This is a genomic window from Gordonia sp. VNK1 (assembly GCF_040049135.1).
GTDB lineage: Bacteria > Actinomycetota > Actinomycetes > Mycobacteriales > Mycobacteriaceae > Gordonia > Gordonia oleivorans.
In genome coordinates this window covers 1-15903 of the sequence record NZ_JBDZDJ010000036.1, presented here as the reverse complement: position 1 = coordinate 15903, position 15903 = coordinate 1, and the positions used below count along the sequence as shown (strand labels likewise).

Annotated in this window: 16 protein-coding genes and 1 tRNA gene; 8 read left to right on the top strand and 9 right to left on the bottom strand. The window is 66.0% G+C overall.

The genetic code is table 11. The features are described from left to right. Position 1 precedes the first annotated feature (1 nt). The 5 genes from ABLE94_RS25220 to ABLE94_RS25200 all read left to right on the top strand — a co-directional run bounded on the left by ABLE94_RS25220 (position 2) and on the right by ABLE94_RS25200 (position 3655). Positions 2-991, top strand: coding sequence for a pseudouridine synthase (locus ABLE94_RS25220; RefSeq protein ID WP_348805935.1), 990 nt, complete (start codon positions 2-4; stop codon positions 989-991). Continuing rightward, positions 988-1671: a (d)CMP kinase gene (gene cmk, locus ABLE94_RS25215; protein ID WP_348805934.1), complete on the top strand. Its 684-nt coding sequence runs from the start codon at positions 988-990 to the stop codon at positions 1669-1671. The genes ABLE94_RS25220 and cmk overlap by 4 nt, the downstream gene beginning before the upstream one ends. Then, positions 1668-3134, top strand: a complete 1467-nt coding sequence (gene der, locus ABLE94_RS25210; protein WP_348805933.1) for a ribosome biogenesis GTPase Der — start codon at positions 1668-1670, stop codon at positions 3132-3134. The genes cmk and der overlap by 4 nt, the downstream gene beginning before the upstream one ends. 108 nt (positions 3135-3242) lie before the next feature. Further along, the gene (locus tag ABLE94_RS25205; RefSeq protein WP_348805955.1) at positions 3243-3491 is read left to right on the top strand and encodes a GlsB/YeaQ/YmgE family stress response membrane protein; all 249 of its coding nucleotides are present in this window, start codon (positions 3243-3245) and stop codon (positions 3489-3491) included. A 90-nt stretch (positions 3492-3581) separates the two neighbouring features. Then, positions 3582-3655, top strand: a tRNA-Pro gene (locus ABLE94_RS25200). 106 nt (positions 3656-3761) lie between these two features. On the opposite strand, the gene ABLE94_RS25195 is transcribed toward ABLE94_RS25200, so the two are convergent. The 6 genes from ABLE94_RS25195 to ABLE94_RS25170 all read right to left on the bottom strand — a co-directional run bounded on the left by ABLE94_RS25195 (position 3762) and on the right by ABLE94_RS25170 (position 8143). Then, positions 3762-4298, bottom strand: a complete 537-nt coding sequence (locus ABLE94_RS25195) for a hypothetical protein (RefSeq protein ID WP_348805932.1) — start codon at positions 4296-4298, stop codon at positions 3762-3764. 60 nt (positions 4299-4358) lie between these two features. After that, positions 4359-5429 (bottom strand): class I SAM-dependent methyltransferase, encoded by a 1071-nt coding sequence (locus ABLE94_RS25190; RefSeq protein ID WP_348810212.1) that lies wholly within the window; start codon positions 5427-5429, stop codon positions 4359-4361. A gap of 165 nt (positions 5430-5594) precedes the next feature. After that, the gene (locus ABLE94_RS25185) at positions 5595-6083 is read right to left on the bottom strand and encodes a hotdog fold domain-containing protein (protein WP_348805930.1); all 489 of its coding nucleotides are present in this window, start codon (positions 6081-6083) and stop codon (positions 5595-5597) included. A gap of 42 nt (positions 6084-6125) precedes the next feature. After that, positions 6126-6782, bottom strand: coding sequence for an enoyl-CoA hydratase-related protein (locus tag ABLE94_RS25180; RefSeq protein ID WP_348805929.1), 657 nt, complete (start codon positions 6780-6782; stop codon positions 6126-6128). An 11-nt stretch (positions 6783-6793) separates the two neighbouring features. Next, entirely contained in the window at positions 6794-7456 is a 663-nt protein-coding gene (locus ABLE94_RS25175) for a TetR family transcriptional regulator (RefSeq protein WP_348805928.1), read from the bottom strand. A 201-nt stretch (positions 7457-7657) separates the two neighbouring features. Further along, positions 7658-8143 carry a hypothetical protein gene (locus ABLE94_RS25170; RefSeq protein WP_348805927.1) on the bottom strand — a complete coding sequence of 162 codons (486 nt, stop codon included), beginning with the start codon at positions 8141-8143 and terminating at the stop codon, positions 7658-7660. A gap of 161 nt (positions 8144-8304) precedes the next feature. Between ABLE94_RS25170 and ABLE94_RS25165 the strand changes: the two genes are divergently transcribed. Then, the gene (locus ABLE94_RS25165; RefSeq protein ID WP_348805926.1) at positions 8305-8889 is read left to right on the top strand and encodes a hypothetical protein; all 585 of its coding nucleotides are present in this window, start codon (positions 8305-8307) and stop codon (positions 8887-8889) included. 107 nt (positions 8890-8996) lie between these two features. Further along, complete coding sequence (locus ABLE94_RS25160) at positions 8997-9788, top strand: oxygenase MpaB family protein (RefSeq protein ID WP_348805925.1); 792 nt, start codon at positions 8997-8999, stop codon at positions 9786-9788. Here the strand turns inward: ABLE94_RS25160 and ppsA are convergent, their stop codons facing one another. The 3 genes from ppsA to ABLE94_RS25145 form a co-directional block, all read right to left on the bottom strand. Further along, positions 9789-12170, bottom strand: coding sequence for a phosphoenolpyruvate synthase (ppsA, locus tag ABLE94_RS25155; RefSeq protein WP_348810211.1), 2382 nt, complete (start codon positions 12168-12170; stop codon positions 9789-9791). 61 nt (positions 12171-12231) lie between these two features. Further along, positions 12232-13080 (bottom strand): pyruvate, water dikinase regulatory protein, encoded by an 849-nt coding sequence (locus ABLE94_RS25150; RefSeq protein WP_348810210.1) that lies wholly within the window; start codon positions 13078-13080, stop codon positions 12232-12234. Positions 13081-13218: 138 nt separating this feature from the next. After that, positions 13219-14592 carry an NADP-dependent succinic semialdehyde dehydrogenase gene (locus ABLE94_RS25145; RefSeq protein ID WP_348810209.1) on the bottom strand — a complete coding sequence of 458 codons (1374 nt, stop codon included), beginning with the start codon at positions 14590-14592 and terminating at the stop codon, positions 13219-13221. A 181-nt stretch (positions 14593-14773) separates the two neighbouring features. Between ABLE94_RS25145 and ABLE94_RS25140 the strand changes: the two genes are divergently transcribed. Next, positions 14774-15514, top strand: a complete 741-nt coding sequence (locus tag ABLE94_RS25140) for a hypothetical protein (protein ID WP_348810208.1) — start codon at positions 14774-14776, stop codon at positions 15512-15514. Positions 15515-15903: the final 389 nt, after the last annotated feature.

Here is a 15903-nt window from a genome sequence, read left to right as displayed (position 1 = left end):
AATGGCAACCGCTGGCCGAGATGGCACACCGGGACCGCGTAAGCGCACCTCCAAGGGTGCGGCGGCCGGTCGATCCGCATCGTCGAAACGACGTGGAGGCTCACCGCCGCATGGCGGCGATCAGCCACATACCAAGAAGAAGCATCGCAAGGGTGGGTCGCAGCCCGACGTGAACGCCGGCCGGATCCGCCTCAACAACGCGCGTCCGGCACGTCATCAAGGGGGCGACTCCGATGAGCACGGCGCGACGTATGTCGCCGACGGCGTGCGGTTGCAGAAGGTCCTCGCACAGGCCGGGGTGGCATCGCGTCGCGGTGCCGAGGAGATGATCGCCGCCGGCCGGGTCGAGGTCGACGGGCAGATCGTCACCGAGCAGGGCCTGCGCATCGATCCCGACACCGCGGTGATCCGGGTCGACGGCGCGCGCGTCATCATCGACGAGACCCGGCAGTACCTCGCGCTCAACAAGCCCAAGGGCTGGCAGTCCACGATGGCCGACGATCAGGGCCGCCCGTGCATCGGCGACATCGTGGCCGAGCGGGTGATGGCCGGACAGCGGCTCTTCCACGTCGGCCGGCTCGACGCCGACACCGAGGGACTGCTGCTCCTGACGAACGACGGCGAACTCGCCCACCGGCTCATGCACCCGTCCTTCGAGGTGCCCAAGACCTATCTCGCCACCGTGCGCGGTGAGGTGCCGCGAAATCTCGCACGGACGCTGCGCGACGGGGTGGAACTCGACGACGGACCGGTGTCGGTGGACGGGTTCGCGATCCTCGGTGTCCACGAGGGGCAGTCCCAGGTGCGAATCACCTTGCACGAGGGACGCAATCGCATCGTTCGTCGCATGATGGAGGCCGTCGGATTCCCGGTCCAGGCGCTCGTGCGTACCCACATCGGCAACGTCGCGCTCGGTGAACAGCGACCGGGCAGCCTGCGGGTTCTCGGTCGCGACGAGGTCGGCGCACTCTACAAGGCGGTCGGTCTGTGAGCGGGGGAGTGATCGCGATCGACGGCCCGGCCGGAACCGGAAAGTCGACGGTGTCGAAGTTGTTGGCCGACAAGGTCGGTGGCCATTACCTCGACACCGGGGCGATGTACCGTGCGGCGACGCTTGCGGTGCTGCGGTCGGGGATCGATCCCGCCGACACCGCCGCGGTGCAGGCGCGAGTTGCCGACGCCGAGATCGCGCTACGTCGTGATGAGAGCGGACGCTCACGGGTGTTCCTCGACGGTGAGGACGTCAGCGGACCGATCCGCGGCGACGATGTCACCAATGCGGTGTCGGCGGTGTCGGCCATTCCTGCGGTCCGTACGAAACTCGTTGGTCTGCAACGACGTCAGGCACAGACCGATCTCGTCGTCGTCGAAGGTCGCGACATCGGGACGGTGGTGTTCCCGGATGCGTTCGTCAAGTTCTTCCTCACCGCCACGCCCGAGGCCCGGGCCCAGCGTCGTCATCGGCAGAACCTCTCCGCCGGACGACCCAGCGACCACGACGAGGTGCTGGCGGCGGTCAACCGCCGCGACCATCTCGATTCCACCCGGGCGGTGTCGCCGTTGCGTCCCGCCGACGACGCGATCCTGGTGGACACCAGTGACATGACCCTCGATCAGGTCCTCGACCGACTCGTCGACCTGGTCCGCGCACGAAAGGCGGTGGCGTCGTGAGTGACTCCGTGACCCCCGGTGATCCGGCCGCGGGTTCCGACATCACCGCGCTTCCCGGTGACGGCATCTGGTCGGACGAAACCGATTGGGATCTCGGTGATCTCGAGGGATTCGATCCGGAAACCGGTGAGGTGGAGCGGGTTCCCGAGGTGGCCATCGTCGGCCGGCCTAATGTGGGCAAGTCCACCCTGGTCAACCGGATCCTGGGACGCCGCGAGGCCGTCGTCGAGGACATCCCCGGCGTCACCCGTGACCGCGTGTCCTACGGTGCGTCCTGGTCGGGTCGCCGGTTCACCGTCGTCGACACCGGCGGGTGGGAACCCGACGCCAAGGGCTTGCAGCAGGCCGTCGCGGCTCAGGCCGAACGTGCCATGGGCACAGCCGATCTCATCGTCGTGGTGGTGGACGCCACGGTCGGCGCGACGTCCACCGATGAGGCCGTCGCCAAGGTGCTGCGCCGCTCCAAGACCCCGGTCGTCCTGGTCGCCAACAAGGTCGACAGCGAGCGACTCGAGGCCGAGACGGCATCGTTGTGGTCACTCGGACTGGGTGAACCGTTCCCGGTGTCGGCGGCGCACGGTCGCGGCGCCGGGGATCTGCTCGATGTGATCCTGGAGAAGCTGCCCGAGACCCCGCGGGAGACCGGGCCTTCCTTCGGCGGTCCCCGTCGTGTGGCCCTGGTCGGTAAGCCCAACGTCGGAAAGAGCTCACTGCTCAACAAACTCGCCGGGGAAGATCGTTCGGTCGTCGACAACGTCGCCGGCACCACCGTCGACCCGGTCGACGAACTCATCGAACTCGACGGCCGGACATGGCAATTCGTCGACACCGCGGGTCTGCGCCGTAAGGTGCGCACGGCCAGCGGCCACGAGTACTACGCCTCGTTGCGCACCCGGGCGGCACTCGACGCCGCCGAGGTGGCGATCCTGCTGATCGATGCCTCCGAACCGATCACCGAACAGGACCTGCGCGTGCTGTCGATGGTGATCGACTCGGGCCGGGCACTGGTGATCGCGTTCAACAAGTGGGATCTCGTCGACGAGGACCGTCGATACCAACTGGACAAGGAGATCGACCGCGAACTGGCTCGCGTGCCGTGGGCCCGTCGGGTGAACATCTCGGCGATGACCGGCCGTGCCGTCCAGAAGCTGGTGCCGGCGCTCGAAGGGGCACTGGAGTCGTGGGACAAGCGCATCTCCACCGGGCCGCTGAACACCTGGCTCAAGGAGGTCGTCGCGGCCAATCCGCCGCCACTGCGTGGCGGCCGTCAGCCGCGGATCATGTTCGCCACCCAGGCGGCGGTCCGCCCGCCGACGGTGGTCTTGTTCACCACCGGGTTCCTCGAAGCCGGCTATCGACGATTCCTGGAGCGGCGATTGCGGGAGCAGTTCAACTTCGACGGATCGCCGGTGCGGATCAATGTCCGTGTGCGCGAGAAGCGGGAGCAGCGGCGCCGGCGCTGATCGGCTATCCCGGGGGTTGATCTCGTTGTCGGGTGCCGCGAATGTCGGCGACGGCGGGGTGCGATACTTGTGCCCGTGTTCATCATCTTGGGGATCATCGTGTTCGGAATGGCCATCGGTGGAATTGCTCAGCTGATCGTCGGCGGCAAGAACATGTGGAACATCGACTGGGGTGTCGCACTGGCCGCGGGTCTGGTCGGTTCGTTCGTGGGTGGCTTCCTCGGCAGCCTCATCTTCGAGCAGGACTTCGACCTGCATCCCAGCGGCTTCATCGGCTCGCTGATCGGAGCTGTCATCGTGACCTTCGCCTGGACGTGGTTCGAGAAGAAGTCGTCGAAGTCGTCGACCTCTTCCTAGATTCACCGTCCTGGATTCACCTCTGACCAGGCGATTGGCATCGGGACCAGCCGGTCGGCTAATGTCATCTAGGCCTCGTTCGCGGGGCAACGGGCTGTGGCGCAGTTTGGTAGCGCACTTGACTGGGGGTCAAGTGGTCGCAGGTTCAAATCCTGTCAGCCCGACAGTAAAATGCAGATCAGAGGCCGCTTCCGAGTGTCGGAAGCGGCCTCCGGCGTCCGGGGTGGGAATCCGGCCAGAGGGCGCGATGTGGTCGTCACTTGCCAAAGTTCATGTGGGCTCCAGGACGGTTGCCCCGACCACCTGACTGCCATCGAACCGGAAGAACATGTTGGTGATCGGTGCGTTGCCGAAGCTGTCGTCGAGCCAGGTATGCCAGACAACGCCGGAGAACTCTTGGTGCTCACGGGTACCGGGCGTCGCCGATGTCGCGTAGATGACTCGGCGGCGCGGAACACACACCTCGATTGTGCTGCAGCCCAGGATCTGTTGTGCCTCGGTGATGAACTGCGGGTCGAGGATCTTTTCTGCGGAGAAGTCATGGCCGGAGGCGGTGAGCGACGTCGAGTCGAACGATTCCCAACCGATCTCAACGGCCGCCAGATTCTCCATCGCCTCGGCGTGGACATCGTCAACGGTGCGGTCGGTCAGGTCGGTGCTGGTGAGGAAGCGGTATGTGGCCTCTTCGGAGTATCCATAGGCGATCAACGGCATCGGGTCGCGGTCGACGCCGAGAAAATTCCGGTATCGGGCGAATGGTTTCGCGTTCCAGTCGTAGTTTTTGAGGATCGGATAGAGAGGCTCCACGACCGACAAACTATGGGCGTTCCGCGGAACGCTCCAGCGCCCGTCGTCCATTCGGATGGATCACCGCGGTTTGCGCGCGACGTAGAAGTAGTCGAAGGGGTCGGTACGGACCTCCTTGACCTCGACGTCCACCAGACCCGCCTCGCCCAGCATGCGTTCGGCGGTCTGCCTGCCCCATACGGTGCCGAGTCCCGCACCGCCCTGGGCGAGGGAGACGGTCATGCAGTGCATCAGACTGATCGTGTAGAGATAGGTTGCCCAGGGCAGGGACATGTTGTCCTCGACCGCGGATTGGGCCTTGATGTCGACCATCAGGAAGGTGCCGCCGGGGCGCAGCGCGGTCGCGATGGATGCGAGTACCCGGTCGGGGAACGCCAGATCGTGGATCGCGTCGAACGCCGTCACGACGTCGTAGGTGTCGATCTCGTCGAGGTGTGCGACGTCTCGGATCTCGAAGGTGGCGTTCGTGAGTCCCCAGTCACTCGCCTCTGCGCGCGCCACCTCGATCGCCTCGGTGCCGAGGTCGTATCCGACGAAGGTGCTCGTCGGGTAGGCGCGCGCCAGGAGGTTGACGGCATGCCCCGAGCCGCAGCCCACGTCGGCCACCACTGCGCCGCGGGTCAGCAACTCGTGCAGGCCGGGCACCGCGGGCACCACGTCGTCGAGCAGACCCCCGTCGTGGGTGGCCCGCGCGGTGGCGGCCATCAGCGCGTGGAATCCGGGGAACCGGTCATATCCCAGTCCGCCGCCGTGCCGGAACGGTTCGCGCAGTTCGGGTTCCACCCCGGCGAGCATGGTGAGCATCCGCAGGCTGCGGGCCAGGTTCACCGGGCCGTCGGCAGGGGTGAGGCAGACCGCCCGTTCCGGCGGCAGCGAGTAATGGCCGGTCGCGGGGTCGTAATCGGCCACGTCGCCCACGACGATCCCGTTGAGCCATTCCTTCAGGTAGCGCTCGTCGACGCCGGCGGCCGCCGCGAGTGTGGCCGAGTCCGCGGGCCCGGTGCGGGCGAGCACGTCGAGCAGTCCCAACTCGTCGCCGATACCGAGGAGCAGGCCGAGCGCGGAGTCGTTGAGTACGCCCACCATTCGCCTCTGGAACGCTTTCGCCGCATCCTTGTCGAACCCCGTCATCGGTGAACCTCCTCGCACTCGGTGAGGCCGACGTTACCCGGCCGGTGGCCTCCGGACACCGCCGCGTGTGGTCAGCACGCACCGATCGGCCGGGGGTTCACCGACGACTCCCGGTAACCGAGCGACGACACAACGGAAAACCGGCATGGTCTCGGACGTCTCTGGTCAGTGCATCCTCTTTGACACGTGCATCGTGATCTGTGCGGTCACGAACGTAATTCCTTGGGCATCAAGGACATCGACGGGCACGATGAGCTCAGCGGGCTCGTCGGTGAACTCGGGGATCTCATCAAGCCGGGCAACGGAGGTGACCGCCGTGGTGGCTTTGGCCTTGTATGTCACGGTCATTCCGACGGGAATCCATCGGTGGGTCGACGGCACGGTCGCCTCCGTCATCATGCCACCCGCGAGTTCGGCCATGTTGCACGACGCAATGGCGTGGTAGGTGCCGAGGTGGTTGTGCACGCTCCGTCGGTTGGGGGCGTGCACCCGACACAGCCCGGGCCGCATCTCGACCACACGCGGATGGACGGTACGGAAGTACGGCGCCTTCAGACACAACGCCTGGGTGAAGATCCAACTGCCAAGAGGAATGCGTTGCAGGGAGTTCCAGATCCGCAGATTCCTGGCTTCGGGTGAGGTGGTGGCGGTCATCGGAGCATCCTTCGGTGGGTTGGTGCCGGATCGATCAGGCGCCTACGCGCGGCCTTGGCGCAGTGCGGCGGTGACCGAGGCGAACATTGTGGACTTGATGGCGGCCAGAGTTGTTCGGTCCTTGCCTGCGCTGGGCAGCTTGTCCATGGCTGCGCCGACGATCTCCCCGTCCGTGGCGGTGGCGTCGATCAGGCCCGCCTCGAGTGCGTCGTCGGCACCGAAGCGATGTCCGGTGGTCATCGCGATGAGCGCAGACCGGGGTGTGAGTTTGGCTTGGATGAGAGCGGCCATCCCCGGAGTGAAGGGGATGTTGATGTCGACCTCCGGGAAGCAGTAGTAGCCGCGGTCGGATCGCATGATCCGAAAGTCGTGGGCGATGGCGAACATTGCGCCGGCGCCGAAGGCGTGGCCATTGACCGCGGCCGCTGTCGGTAGCGAGAAGGTCAGGATGCGGGCAAGCAGCTTCTGAACCCGCTCGACGTACCACTCGGCGCGCTCACTGTTGGTCATCAGCCAGTCGAGGTCGAGACCGTTTGAGTAGAACTTGCCGGCGCCGACGGTGATCAGCCCGCGAGCATTCGCCTCGACCTCATCCAGCTGCGAACCCACGGTGTCGAGCCAGTCAGGGGAGAAACGGTTCTCGTCGGCGCCGAGGGTCAGCACGGCGATCTCTTCGTGGTAGTTCACCGAGGCAGTCATGGTGGGTCCTTTCATCGGTCGGTTGATCGGCGTGTGGGCGTCGGTTCAGGGAGTGGGACTGTCAGCACAGCGCGCACTGCGGTCGTGAGGCGTTGCCGAACATCGGGCTCGGGGAGTCTTCGACCCCGGAGTAGTAGTGCGGTGGGCAGCTCGACCACGCAGTCCCTGATGACCGACACCGCAAGGGGATCAGCACGCCCCCACATCGCCTGCGACAGAGTGATGAACAGCTCGGCCAGGGTCGTGTCGAGCGTATTGAGTTCGGCGGCGAGATCAGTCGGCAGATCGTCGGAACCGAGCAGCTCGCGGCGACTGACCGTGAGGAGGAACTGTCCTCGTACCGGTTGGTCCAGAAGGAACGTCGCCGGCGTATCCGCCGCAACGACGACCGCCTCGACAGCGGCGCCGGGCTTGTCGGCACCGGAACTGTCGGCACCACCGAGGGCTGCGTCGACCGCGTCGCGTTGCACCGCAAGGAACTGCTGCGCTGCGCGTAACCACACGCGGCCAACCAATCCGGCTCGCGACCCGAATGCGTGATAGATCGCACCGTTGGACACGCCGGTCAGTTCGGACAGGGCGCGAACGGTCACCGCAGCGGCGCCGGCTTCGACAGCCAGCTTCTCTGCAACGTCCATCAACTTGTCGAGGTCATGAGTGCGAGGTCGGGGCATGCCGAAACTATAACAGAGCAGATGCTCTGTTATTGCGGACGGTCGTTCCTCGGATCGTCGAGCCCGACCTCCTGAGCGTGCGGCAGTGAGACCGTGACGTATTTCGGCGCCCACAGCCACCGGATGTTGTGGGCGATTACCTACGAATTGTTCTGTGGAACAAGGTGTTCGAGTTCGGACTATCGGCAGGTGCTGCGTCGATCAGCCGGCAATCGGCGCCGGGCAGACACCCGTCTGCTCGCCGATCGAGTTGATCTCGGCGTTGGAGCGCGGGTCGCCCGCATAGTCGATCTGATCGGTGCATCGCGGAGTCTCGCCCGGCGGAACGGTGATCGGTACCGGACACACTCCCGCTTGTGCGCCCTGCGAGTTGATCTCGGCGTTCGACCGGGGATCCGAGGAATAGTCGAGTCGGTCGGTGCATTCGGGTGTCTGGGCTGCAGTGCCGCCTGCGGTTGTCGTCGGGCCGTCGTCGGCCTGGGTGGTCGGAGTCGCCGATGGCGGGGTGGTCACCGGCGACGTCACGGTGACCGTCGAGGTCACGGCGGAGGGTGGCGGCGGTGGCGTCCACACCGGGTCGGGGTCGCCGTCGGCGCCGCATCCGGCCAGGACGAGCACTGCCGACACGGGGAGTGTGGCAACCAACGCGAGGCGCCGACGATTGTGGTGGTGCGTGGAGTGCGGCATGTGTCACCTCGGGAAGTGCCCGGATCGCTCGGCGTGTCCAGTATCGGTCGCCCGTCGTCGGTCTGTCAGCCCCGTCGTCGGTTGAACTGTGCACTTGCTCCCCCGGTCGGCGGCACCGACGATCTCCGTCATCACCCGAAAGTGCCTCAGCGAGCGGAGGTGTGGAAGTATCGCTGCATGATCGGGTGGCGTGTGGCGGCGCGCGGGGGATGAACTTCCTCGTGGCGGTGTTGGTCGTCGTGGCGGTGTCGGCGGGGTGCGTTTCCACCTCCGGCACGCCGACCGCCGAGTCGGACGGCACCACCGTGACGGTCACCGTCGCGCCGTCGACGACCGTGCAGGACACCACCTCGGCGACGCCCACCGGCGTGACGCCCACGACCACCCAGGCCCCGGTGGCTCAAGAGCTTCCGCCCAACGAGCGCGGCTACGTCACGGTCCGGACGGCAACCGGACTGACGAAATGCCTCGTGAGTGCCGACGCGGTGATCTGCGAATCGGGCTCCAACACCGGTTGGCCACTCGATCCCAGTGGCGAGCGATACGTATCGTTCCGGGTGACATCGGACGGTGCGGTCACCTGGGCGCAGGGGAATCTCGGTGCCGCACAAGGAATCAGCATGAGTTACGCGACGTATCGGGCGGTCGGCTGGACGATCGTCGCCGATGTCGCCGGCACGACCTTCACCAATGACGCCACGGGTCACGGGGCGTTCGTCAGCCTGCAGGAGGTTCGAACCTTCTGAGCGGTCTGAGAGGTCGCGGGACGCTCACCTCGGGCACCGGCCATCATCTGGATACAATCGTATCCAGATATTGACCAGGTGGTTGGACGGCGAGGGACGGGGACGCAATGACGAAGCACACGACACCGGTGAGGCTCGACGAGGACTCGCTTCTGTGGCGCTACGTCGGTGATCGCCGATTCATCATGTCGATCTGCCGGGCGGTCTCGCTGCAGATGCTGCATCCGTCGATCGCGGCTGCGACACATGAGTTTTCGGTCGTCACGTCCCGTGTCTTCGTCCACAAACACCGCACCGCCCCGTGCATCGTGCGGTCGGCGTACGAGGCGGACTTCGACGGGGTGCGGATGATCCGCTACAGCCACGACGCATTCCACGGCGAGCGCCCCGACGGACAGCGTTACCACGCACTCAATCCCAGTGTGTTCTTCTTCGAACACGCCACCTACGTCGACGCGCTCTTCACCTGCGTCGACGTCTTCTTCGGTGGTCTCAGCGCTCCGATGCGCGAGCAGCTCTACGCCGAGACCTGCGAGTGGTACCGGCGATTCGGGATCTCCGCGCGTGGAATGCCGCCGACGGTGAGCGAGTTCGACGAGTACTTCGCCGACGCGCTGGCCACCGAACTCGACCAGGAACCGGGACTCGGCTGGTATCGACACCAGCTGCTCCGACCCGATCATTGGATCTTCCGGAGACTCCCCACCCGCGCGGTGCGCGCGATCCAGCATCCGATCGCGGCCGAGTACCTCGGCGTCACCGCGTCCGCGGGTGATCGGCGCGCGCTCGCACGCTACGCCGCCGCCCTGTCCGCAGTAGACGCGGTGGCGCCCACGCGCAATGTGTGGCCGGCCGAGGTACACGACAAGGTGATCGGGGCCCGTCGACGAGCCCGGTGATCAGCCGTGCGCGGCCAACCGCATCCAGGTATCGACCACGGTGTCCGGATTCAGCGACATCGATTCGATGCCCTGCTCCAGCAACCACTCGGCGAGATCGGCGTGATCGCTCGGACCCTGCCCGCAGATGCCCACGTACTTGCCGCGCGCCTTGCAGGCCGAGATGGCCAGGCCGAGCATGTGTTTCACCGCCGGATCGCGTTCGTCGAACGAATCCGCCACGAGCGCGGAGTCGCGGTCGAGTCCCAACGTCAGCTGGGTCATGTCGTTGGAGCCGATGGAGAAACCGTCGAAGTGATCGAGGAAAGCATCGGCGATGACCGCGTTGGACGGCACCTCACACATCATGATCACCTCGAGCCCGTTCTCACCGCGACGCAGCCCGTGCGAGTCGAGCAGCGAGATCACGCCCTCGGCCTCGGTGAGGGTGCGCACGAACGGGATCATGATCTTGACGTTGGTCAGGCCCATCTCGTCGCGTACGTACTTCAGCGCCGCGCATTCCATCTCGAAACAGTCGGCGAAATCCTTCGACAGGTACCGTGACGCGCCGCGGTACCCGATCATCGGGTTCTCCTCCTCCGGCTCGTACAGTTCGCCGCCGACGAGCTTGGCGTACTCGTTGGACTTGAAGTCCGACATCCGCACGATCACCGGGTGCGGTGCGAACGCGGCGGCGATGGTCGCGACGCCCTCGGCCACCCGATCGACGAAGAAGTCGCGGGGGCTCGGATAGGCGGCGATCGCCTCACCGATCTGCTCCTTGAGGGGGCCCTCCAGGGAGTCGAAATCGAGCAGCGCCTTCGGGTGGATACCGATCTGGCGATTGATGACGAACTCCAGGCGGGCCAACCCGACACCGCTGTTCGGGAGTCGGGAGAAGGCGAACGCCTGCTCGGGCGTGCCGACGTTCATCATGATCTTGGTGCGGATCTCGGGCATCGACTCGATCGAGGACTCGGTGACGTCGAAGTCGAGCAAGCCGTCGTAGACATAGCCGGCGTCGCCCTCGGCGCAGGAGACGGTGACCTCGCGGCCCGCCGCGAGTGACCTCGTGGCACCACCCGTGCCGACGACCGCTGGGATACCCAGTTCGCGGGCGATGATCGCCGCGTGACAGGTACGCCCACCGCGATTGGTCACGATGGCGCTGGCACGCTTCATGATCGGCTCCCAGTCGGGATCGGTCATGTCCGCGACGAGGACCTCACCGGCCTGGAACTCATGCATCTGATCCACCGAGTCCAGGATGCGAACCGCGCCGGAGCCGATGCGGGCGCCGATCGCGCGGCCCTCGACGAGGAGCGGGCCGGTCTCGTTGAGCCGATACCGCTGTTGGCCGGTGACCGCGGCGCGCGACTGCACGGTCTCCGGCCGGGCCTGGAGGATGTACAGCTCGCCGTCGACGCCGTCCTTGCCCCACTCGATGTCCATCGGCCGCCCGTAGTGTTCCTCGATCAGCAGGGCCTGGCGGGCGAGGGCCTGGACCTCACTGTCGTTGAGGCTGAGCAGCTTTCGCTGCGCCGGATCGACGTCGACGAACTCGGTCGTCCGCCCGACCGCGCGGTCGTCGGTGTAGACCATCTTGGTGGCCTTGGAGCCGATGCCACGCTTGAGGATCGCCGGACGGCCGGCCCGCAGGGCCGGCTTGTAGACGTAGAACTCGTCGGGGTTCACCGCACCCTGGACGACCGCTTCACCGAGGCCGTAGGAGGAGGTCACGAAGACCGCGTCGGCGAAGCCCGACTCGGTGTCGATGGTGAACATGACGCCGGACGCGCCGATGTCGGAGCGGACCATCTGTTGCACACCGGCAGAGAGGGCCACGGCGTCGTGATCGAACTCGTGGTGGACCCGGTAGGCGATGGCGCGATCGTTGTACAGCGAGGCGAAGACCTCCCTGATCGCCTGCACGATGGCATCGATCCCGCGCACGTTGAGGAAGGTCTCCTGTTGCCCGGCGAAGGAGGCATCCGGCAGATCCTCGGCGGTCGCACTCGAGCGCACGGCGAACGACGCCTCGTCCGAACCGCCGGACAGTTCGGCGAACGCCGTCCGGATGTCGGCGTCGAGATCCTCGGGGAACGGCTGATCCATGACCGCGGCCCGGATCTCACGTCCCGCCTCCGCGAGCGCCTGCACATCGTCGGTGTCGAGGTCGGCCAGCCGTGCACTGATCCGCTTGGCCAGGCTGAGGCCGTCGGCGCCCGGCTGATTCAGGAAGCGCCGGTAGGCGTCGGCGGTGGTGGCGAATCCGTTGGGGACCCGGACCCCGACGTCGGTCAGGTTGCGCACCATCTCACCCAGGGATGCGTTCTTCCCGCCCACCTGCTCGAGATCGTCGAGGCCGAGGTCGGCGAACCATCGGATGCTGTCGGTCATGTGTTGCTCCTCAGTGCGGGGATCGAGTTCAGTGCGGGATCGAGTTCAGTGCGGGATCGAGTCAGTGCTGGGCCCGGGGTCGGCGGGCGAGTACTTGCAGGATGAGCGTGGACATCTCCTCGACGGACTTCGCCGACGAGTCGATGACCGGCAGGTGGTGCATCTGGTAGAGCTCCTCGGCACGACGCAGCTCGTAGGCGCACTGCCGGAGTGAGGCATAAGAGGAGTCCGGGCGACGCTCCGTCCGGACCGCGTGCAGGCGGGCGGCGCTCGTGATGATCCCGAAGCAGCGATCCTGCAGGTGCCGGATCGGGCGGGGCAGATCGGTACTCGCCAGATCCTCCTCGACGAGGGGATAGTTGGCGACGCGCAACCCGTGCTGCAGGGCGAGGTACATGGTCGTCGGCGTCTTGCCGCAGCGTGACGGGGCCACCAGGATCACATCGGCCTTGTCCAGGGATCGGACGCTTTGGCCGTCGTCGTGCTCGATCGCGTACTCCACCGCCTGCATCCGCGCGTTGTACCGCTTGACGTCGCCGACCCCGTGGAGCCGTGCCGGGGTGCGGGCACCCCGAACGCCGAGAATGCGCTCGACCTCCAGCATGTGCATGTCGAAGAAATCGATCAGCGGCGCACGGGACTTGTGGAGTTCCTGACGGACATCGTCGAGTGCGGCTGTCACGAACACCAGCGGCGTGACGCCGTCGTCCATGGAGGCGTCGATCTGTGCCACCACCTCGCGGGCATCGTCGGGCGTGGTGATGAACGGGATGAGGGTCCGTTCGAACCGGTGGTCGGGAAAGTGGAGCAACAGGGCATTGCCCATGGTCTCGGCACTGATTCCGGTGCTATCGGAGAGAAAGAACACCGGGATCGTATGTCCGAGGTCGTGGGTCTGTGTCTCACTCAACAGATCATTTTCCCGCCGCCCGACATCACTGTGGCTATCCATCATCGTTCATCTGTCCGGCGGGCCGACGAGCGGGTCCGTTTTTCCGGCGTTCGCCTCGTTGGTCGGCGACGCGGCCCGGTGGCGCCGCGACGTGCGTCAGCCGATCCAGACCGTCTTGATGTTGCAGAACTCCCGGATGCCGTGCGCGGTCAGTTCCCGGCCGTACCCGGACCGTTTGACGCCGCCGAAGCCGAGTTCGGGGTAGGACGTCGTCATCCCGTTGATGAACACCTGACCGGACACGATGTCGTCGATGAAACGGTCCTGCTCGGCGGTGTCGGTGGTCCAGGCGTTGCCACCGAGGCCGAAGGCGGTGTCGTTGGCGATGGTGATCGCCGCATCGATGTCGTCGACGCGGTAGACGACGGCGACCGGACCGAAGGCCTCAGCGGAGTAGATGTCCATCTCGGCGGTGATCTCGGCCAGGATGGTCGGCTGATAGAACCAGCCCGCACGCTCGACGCGCCGCCCGCCGATCAGCACCGAGGCGCCCCGGGTGACCGCGTCATCGACCAACGCTTCGAGGTCGGTACGGCCCTGCTCGGTGGCCAGCGGGCCGACATCGGTCGCCGGGTCGGTGGGATCGCCGACGACGAGGGCGCCGAATCCGTCGACGAAGCGCTCGACGAACTCGTCGTAGACCTCGGTATGAACGATGAAACGTTTTGCTGCGATGCAGGATTGGCCGTTGTTCTGCACACGTGCGGTGACCGCGGTGCGCGCGGCCGCGGCGATGTCGGCGCTCGGCATGACGATGAACGGGTCACTGCCGCCGAGTTCGAGCACCGTGTGCTTGACCTCATCGCCGGCGATCGCGGCCACCGCACGCCCGGCGGGCTCGCTTCCGGTGAGGGTCGCGGCGGCCACACGCGGATCACGCAGGATCGACTCCACCATGTCCGACCCGACCAGCAGGGTCTGGAAGCAGCCGTCCGGAAAGCCGGCGCGGCGCAGCACGTCGTCGAGGTACAGCGCCGACTGCGGCACGTTGGATGCGTGCTTGAGGATGCCGACATTGCCGGCCATCAGCGCGGGAGCGATGAATCGGACCGCCTGCCACAGCGGGAAGTTCCAGGGCATCACCGCGAGGATGACGCCCAGTGGCTGGTAGCGCATGAACGCGCGAGAGGCGCCGACGGCCCCGGCGTCGGCGACCTCGTCGGCGAGCATCGCCGCCCCGTGATCGGCGACATACCGAAAGGCCTTGGCGCACTTGAGTGTTTCCGCCTTGGCCGCGGCAAGGGTCTTACCCATCTCGGTGGTCATCATCGTCGCGACATCGTCTGCCTCGGACTCGAGGAGGTCGGCGGTGGCCCGGAGCCAGGTGGCCCGCTGGTCGAACGACGTGGTGCGGTAGTCGGCGAACCGCCGCGCGGCGCGGTCGAGGGCGGCCTCGACCTCCGTCGGGGTCAGCGACTCGAACTCCCGGACGGTCTCTCCGGTGGTCGGATTGATGGTGGCGATGGCCATGGTGCCGGTCCTTCCGCACGTGGATGGTTCCTCACCACCACTACCACTCGGTGATCTCGACGCTCATGACCAGCGGTTGGGGAGTGCCGAGGACTCATCCACAGGTGGCTGATCGTCGGCGCGGTCGGTGTAGTTCCTGACTCATGATGGGCCTCCACAACGATCACGAGGGGGACTGACGATGCTCGATGTCACGAAGGGCTTCAACGAGGCGGAATCGGCGGAGATGACACTTGGCGTGTGCGCGCGCGGTTACTTCCGGACATGGCGGGGAGATCAGGCACTGCTCTGGCAAGCGGCCGACCACGGCGACCGCGTCGAATTCGAGCGACTGATCGGCTCCGGCACCATCTCGACCGGCGAGTACGGCCGCGCCCATCATCATGCGACCGTGGACTTCGATCCCACCTCATCGATGATGGCCGTGTGGACGACGCTTCCGCTCTCACACAAGCGGAACCGGACCATCGGCGCCGCGCTGTTCATGAAGGTGACGCCGGTCGGTCGCACCGAGCGGCCGGTGAGTGTCGGCTGGGAAACCGTCGAGGGCCTCATCGTGCGTGCCGCGACCGGGGCGCAGGCACGCGGCCAGGTCGTCGTGGTGGGGCGCGGACCGAATCCGACGGTCGACGGGCCGTCGGTGCTCCTCGGCACGTCGACGACGAACGCGCGGAGCTCTTCGGTGATCTCGGCGTCGCCGGCACCGCACGGGGGCAGTTGGGGGGAGGCCGGCGAGCGCGCCGGACGAGCCACCCTGGTGGCCAGTCTGTCCACGCACTCGCGCATCGAGGCCGCGGAGCTGACGGTGACGGCCCTTCAGGAATGGGGTGTGGAGCCATTCGATGTCGGGATCGGATACGTCGTCCCGATCGACTATCTGATTCATGCCGCCGATGGCGTGATCGTCGGCGGCGATGAATGAAACCGCCTGCGGCGCAACCACAGGCGTGAAAATGTATGCGGCCCTGCGGATCACGTGATCGAACAAAGTTCTCTCCGGGTATCGAATGGACGCGATTCGGAACAATTAGCACGGCAGCCTAATGATATTGGCACTATGCAAAGTTTCGGGATAGCGTCGCAAATATTGTGAGCAAGGCCGGGTGCCGGCCGGTTCGGTGAATTCTGATGTTCGGCCGCGAACGTGTTCTGGCGTAAGGATTCAGACCGGTCACATTGGTGAAGGATTGGCTCTTGTGACGTAGTTGTGGGTGGGTTCGGCGTGGCGTGAGGGCGCAACGCCGTTGTCCTGCTTAAGGTTTGGTTTGCGAAGACTAAACCTGAGGAGTTCCGGCGTTGCGCATGTCCAGT

Bases quoted from the DNA above. Each gene is read 5' to 3' on its own strand.
- ABLE94_RS25160 (WP_348805925.1), top strand. From the start codon at position 8,997: ATGACGAAGCACACGACACCGGTGAGGCTCGACGAGGACTCGCTTCTG.
- ABLE94_RS25185 (WP_348805930.1), bottom strand. From the start codon at position 6,083: ATGACCGCCACCACCTCACCCGAAGCCAGGAATCTGCGGATCTGGAAC.
- ABLE94_RS25140 (WP_348810208.1), top strand. From the start codon at position 14,774: ATGCTCGATGTCACGAAGGGCTTCAACGAGGCGGAATCGGCGGAGATG.
- ABLE94_RS25145 (WP_348810209.1), bottom strand. From the start codon at position 14,592: ATGGCCATCGCCACCATCAATCCGACCACCGGAGAGACCGTCCGGGAG.
- ABLE94_RS25190 (WP_348810212.1), bottom strand. From the start codon at position 5,429: ATGACGGGGTTCGACAAGGATGCGGCGAAAGCGTTCCAGAGGCGAATG.
- ppsA (WP_348810211.1), bottom strand. From the start codon at position 12,170: ATGACCGACAGCATCCGATGGTTCGCCGACCTCGGCCTCGACGATCTC.
- ABLE94_RS25220 (WP_348805935.1), top strand. From the start codon at position 2: ATGGCAACCGCTGGCCGAGATGGCACACCGGGACCGCGTAAGCGCACC.
- ABLE94_RS25205 (WP_348805955.1), top strand. From the start codon at position 3,243: ATGGCCATCGGTGGAATTGCTCAGCTGATCGTCGGCGGCAAGAACATG.
- ABLE94_RS25175 (WP_348805928.1), bottom strand. From the start codon at position 7,456: ATGCCCCGACCTCGCACTCATGACCTCGACAAGTTGATGGACGTTGCA.
- ABLE94_RS25170 (WP_348805927.1), bottom strand. From the start codon at position 8,143: ATGCCGCACTCCACGCACCACCACAATCGTCGGCGCCTCGCGTTGGTT.
- ABLE94_RS25180 (WP_348805929.1), bottom strand. From the start codon at position 6,782: ATGACTGCCTCGGTGAACTACCACGAAGAGATCGCCGTGCTGACCCTC.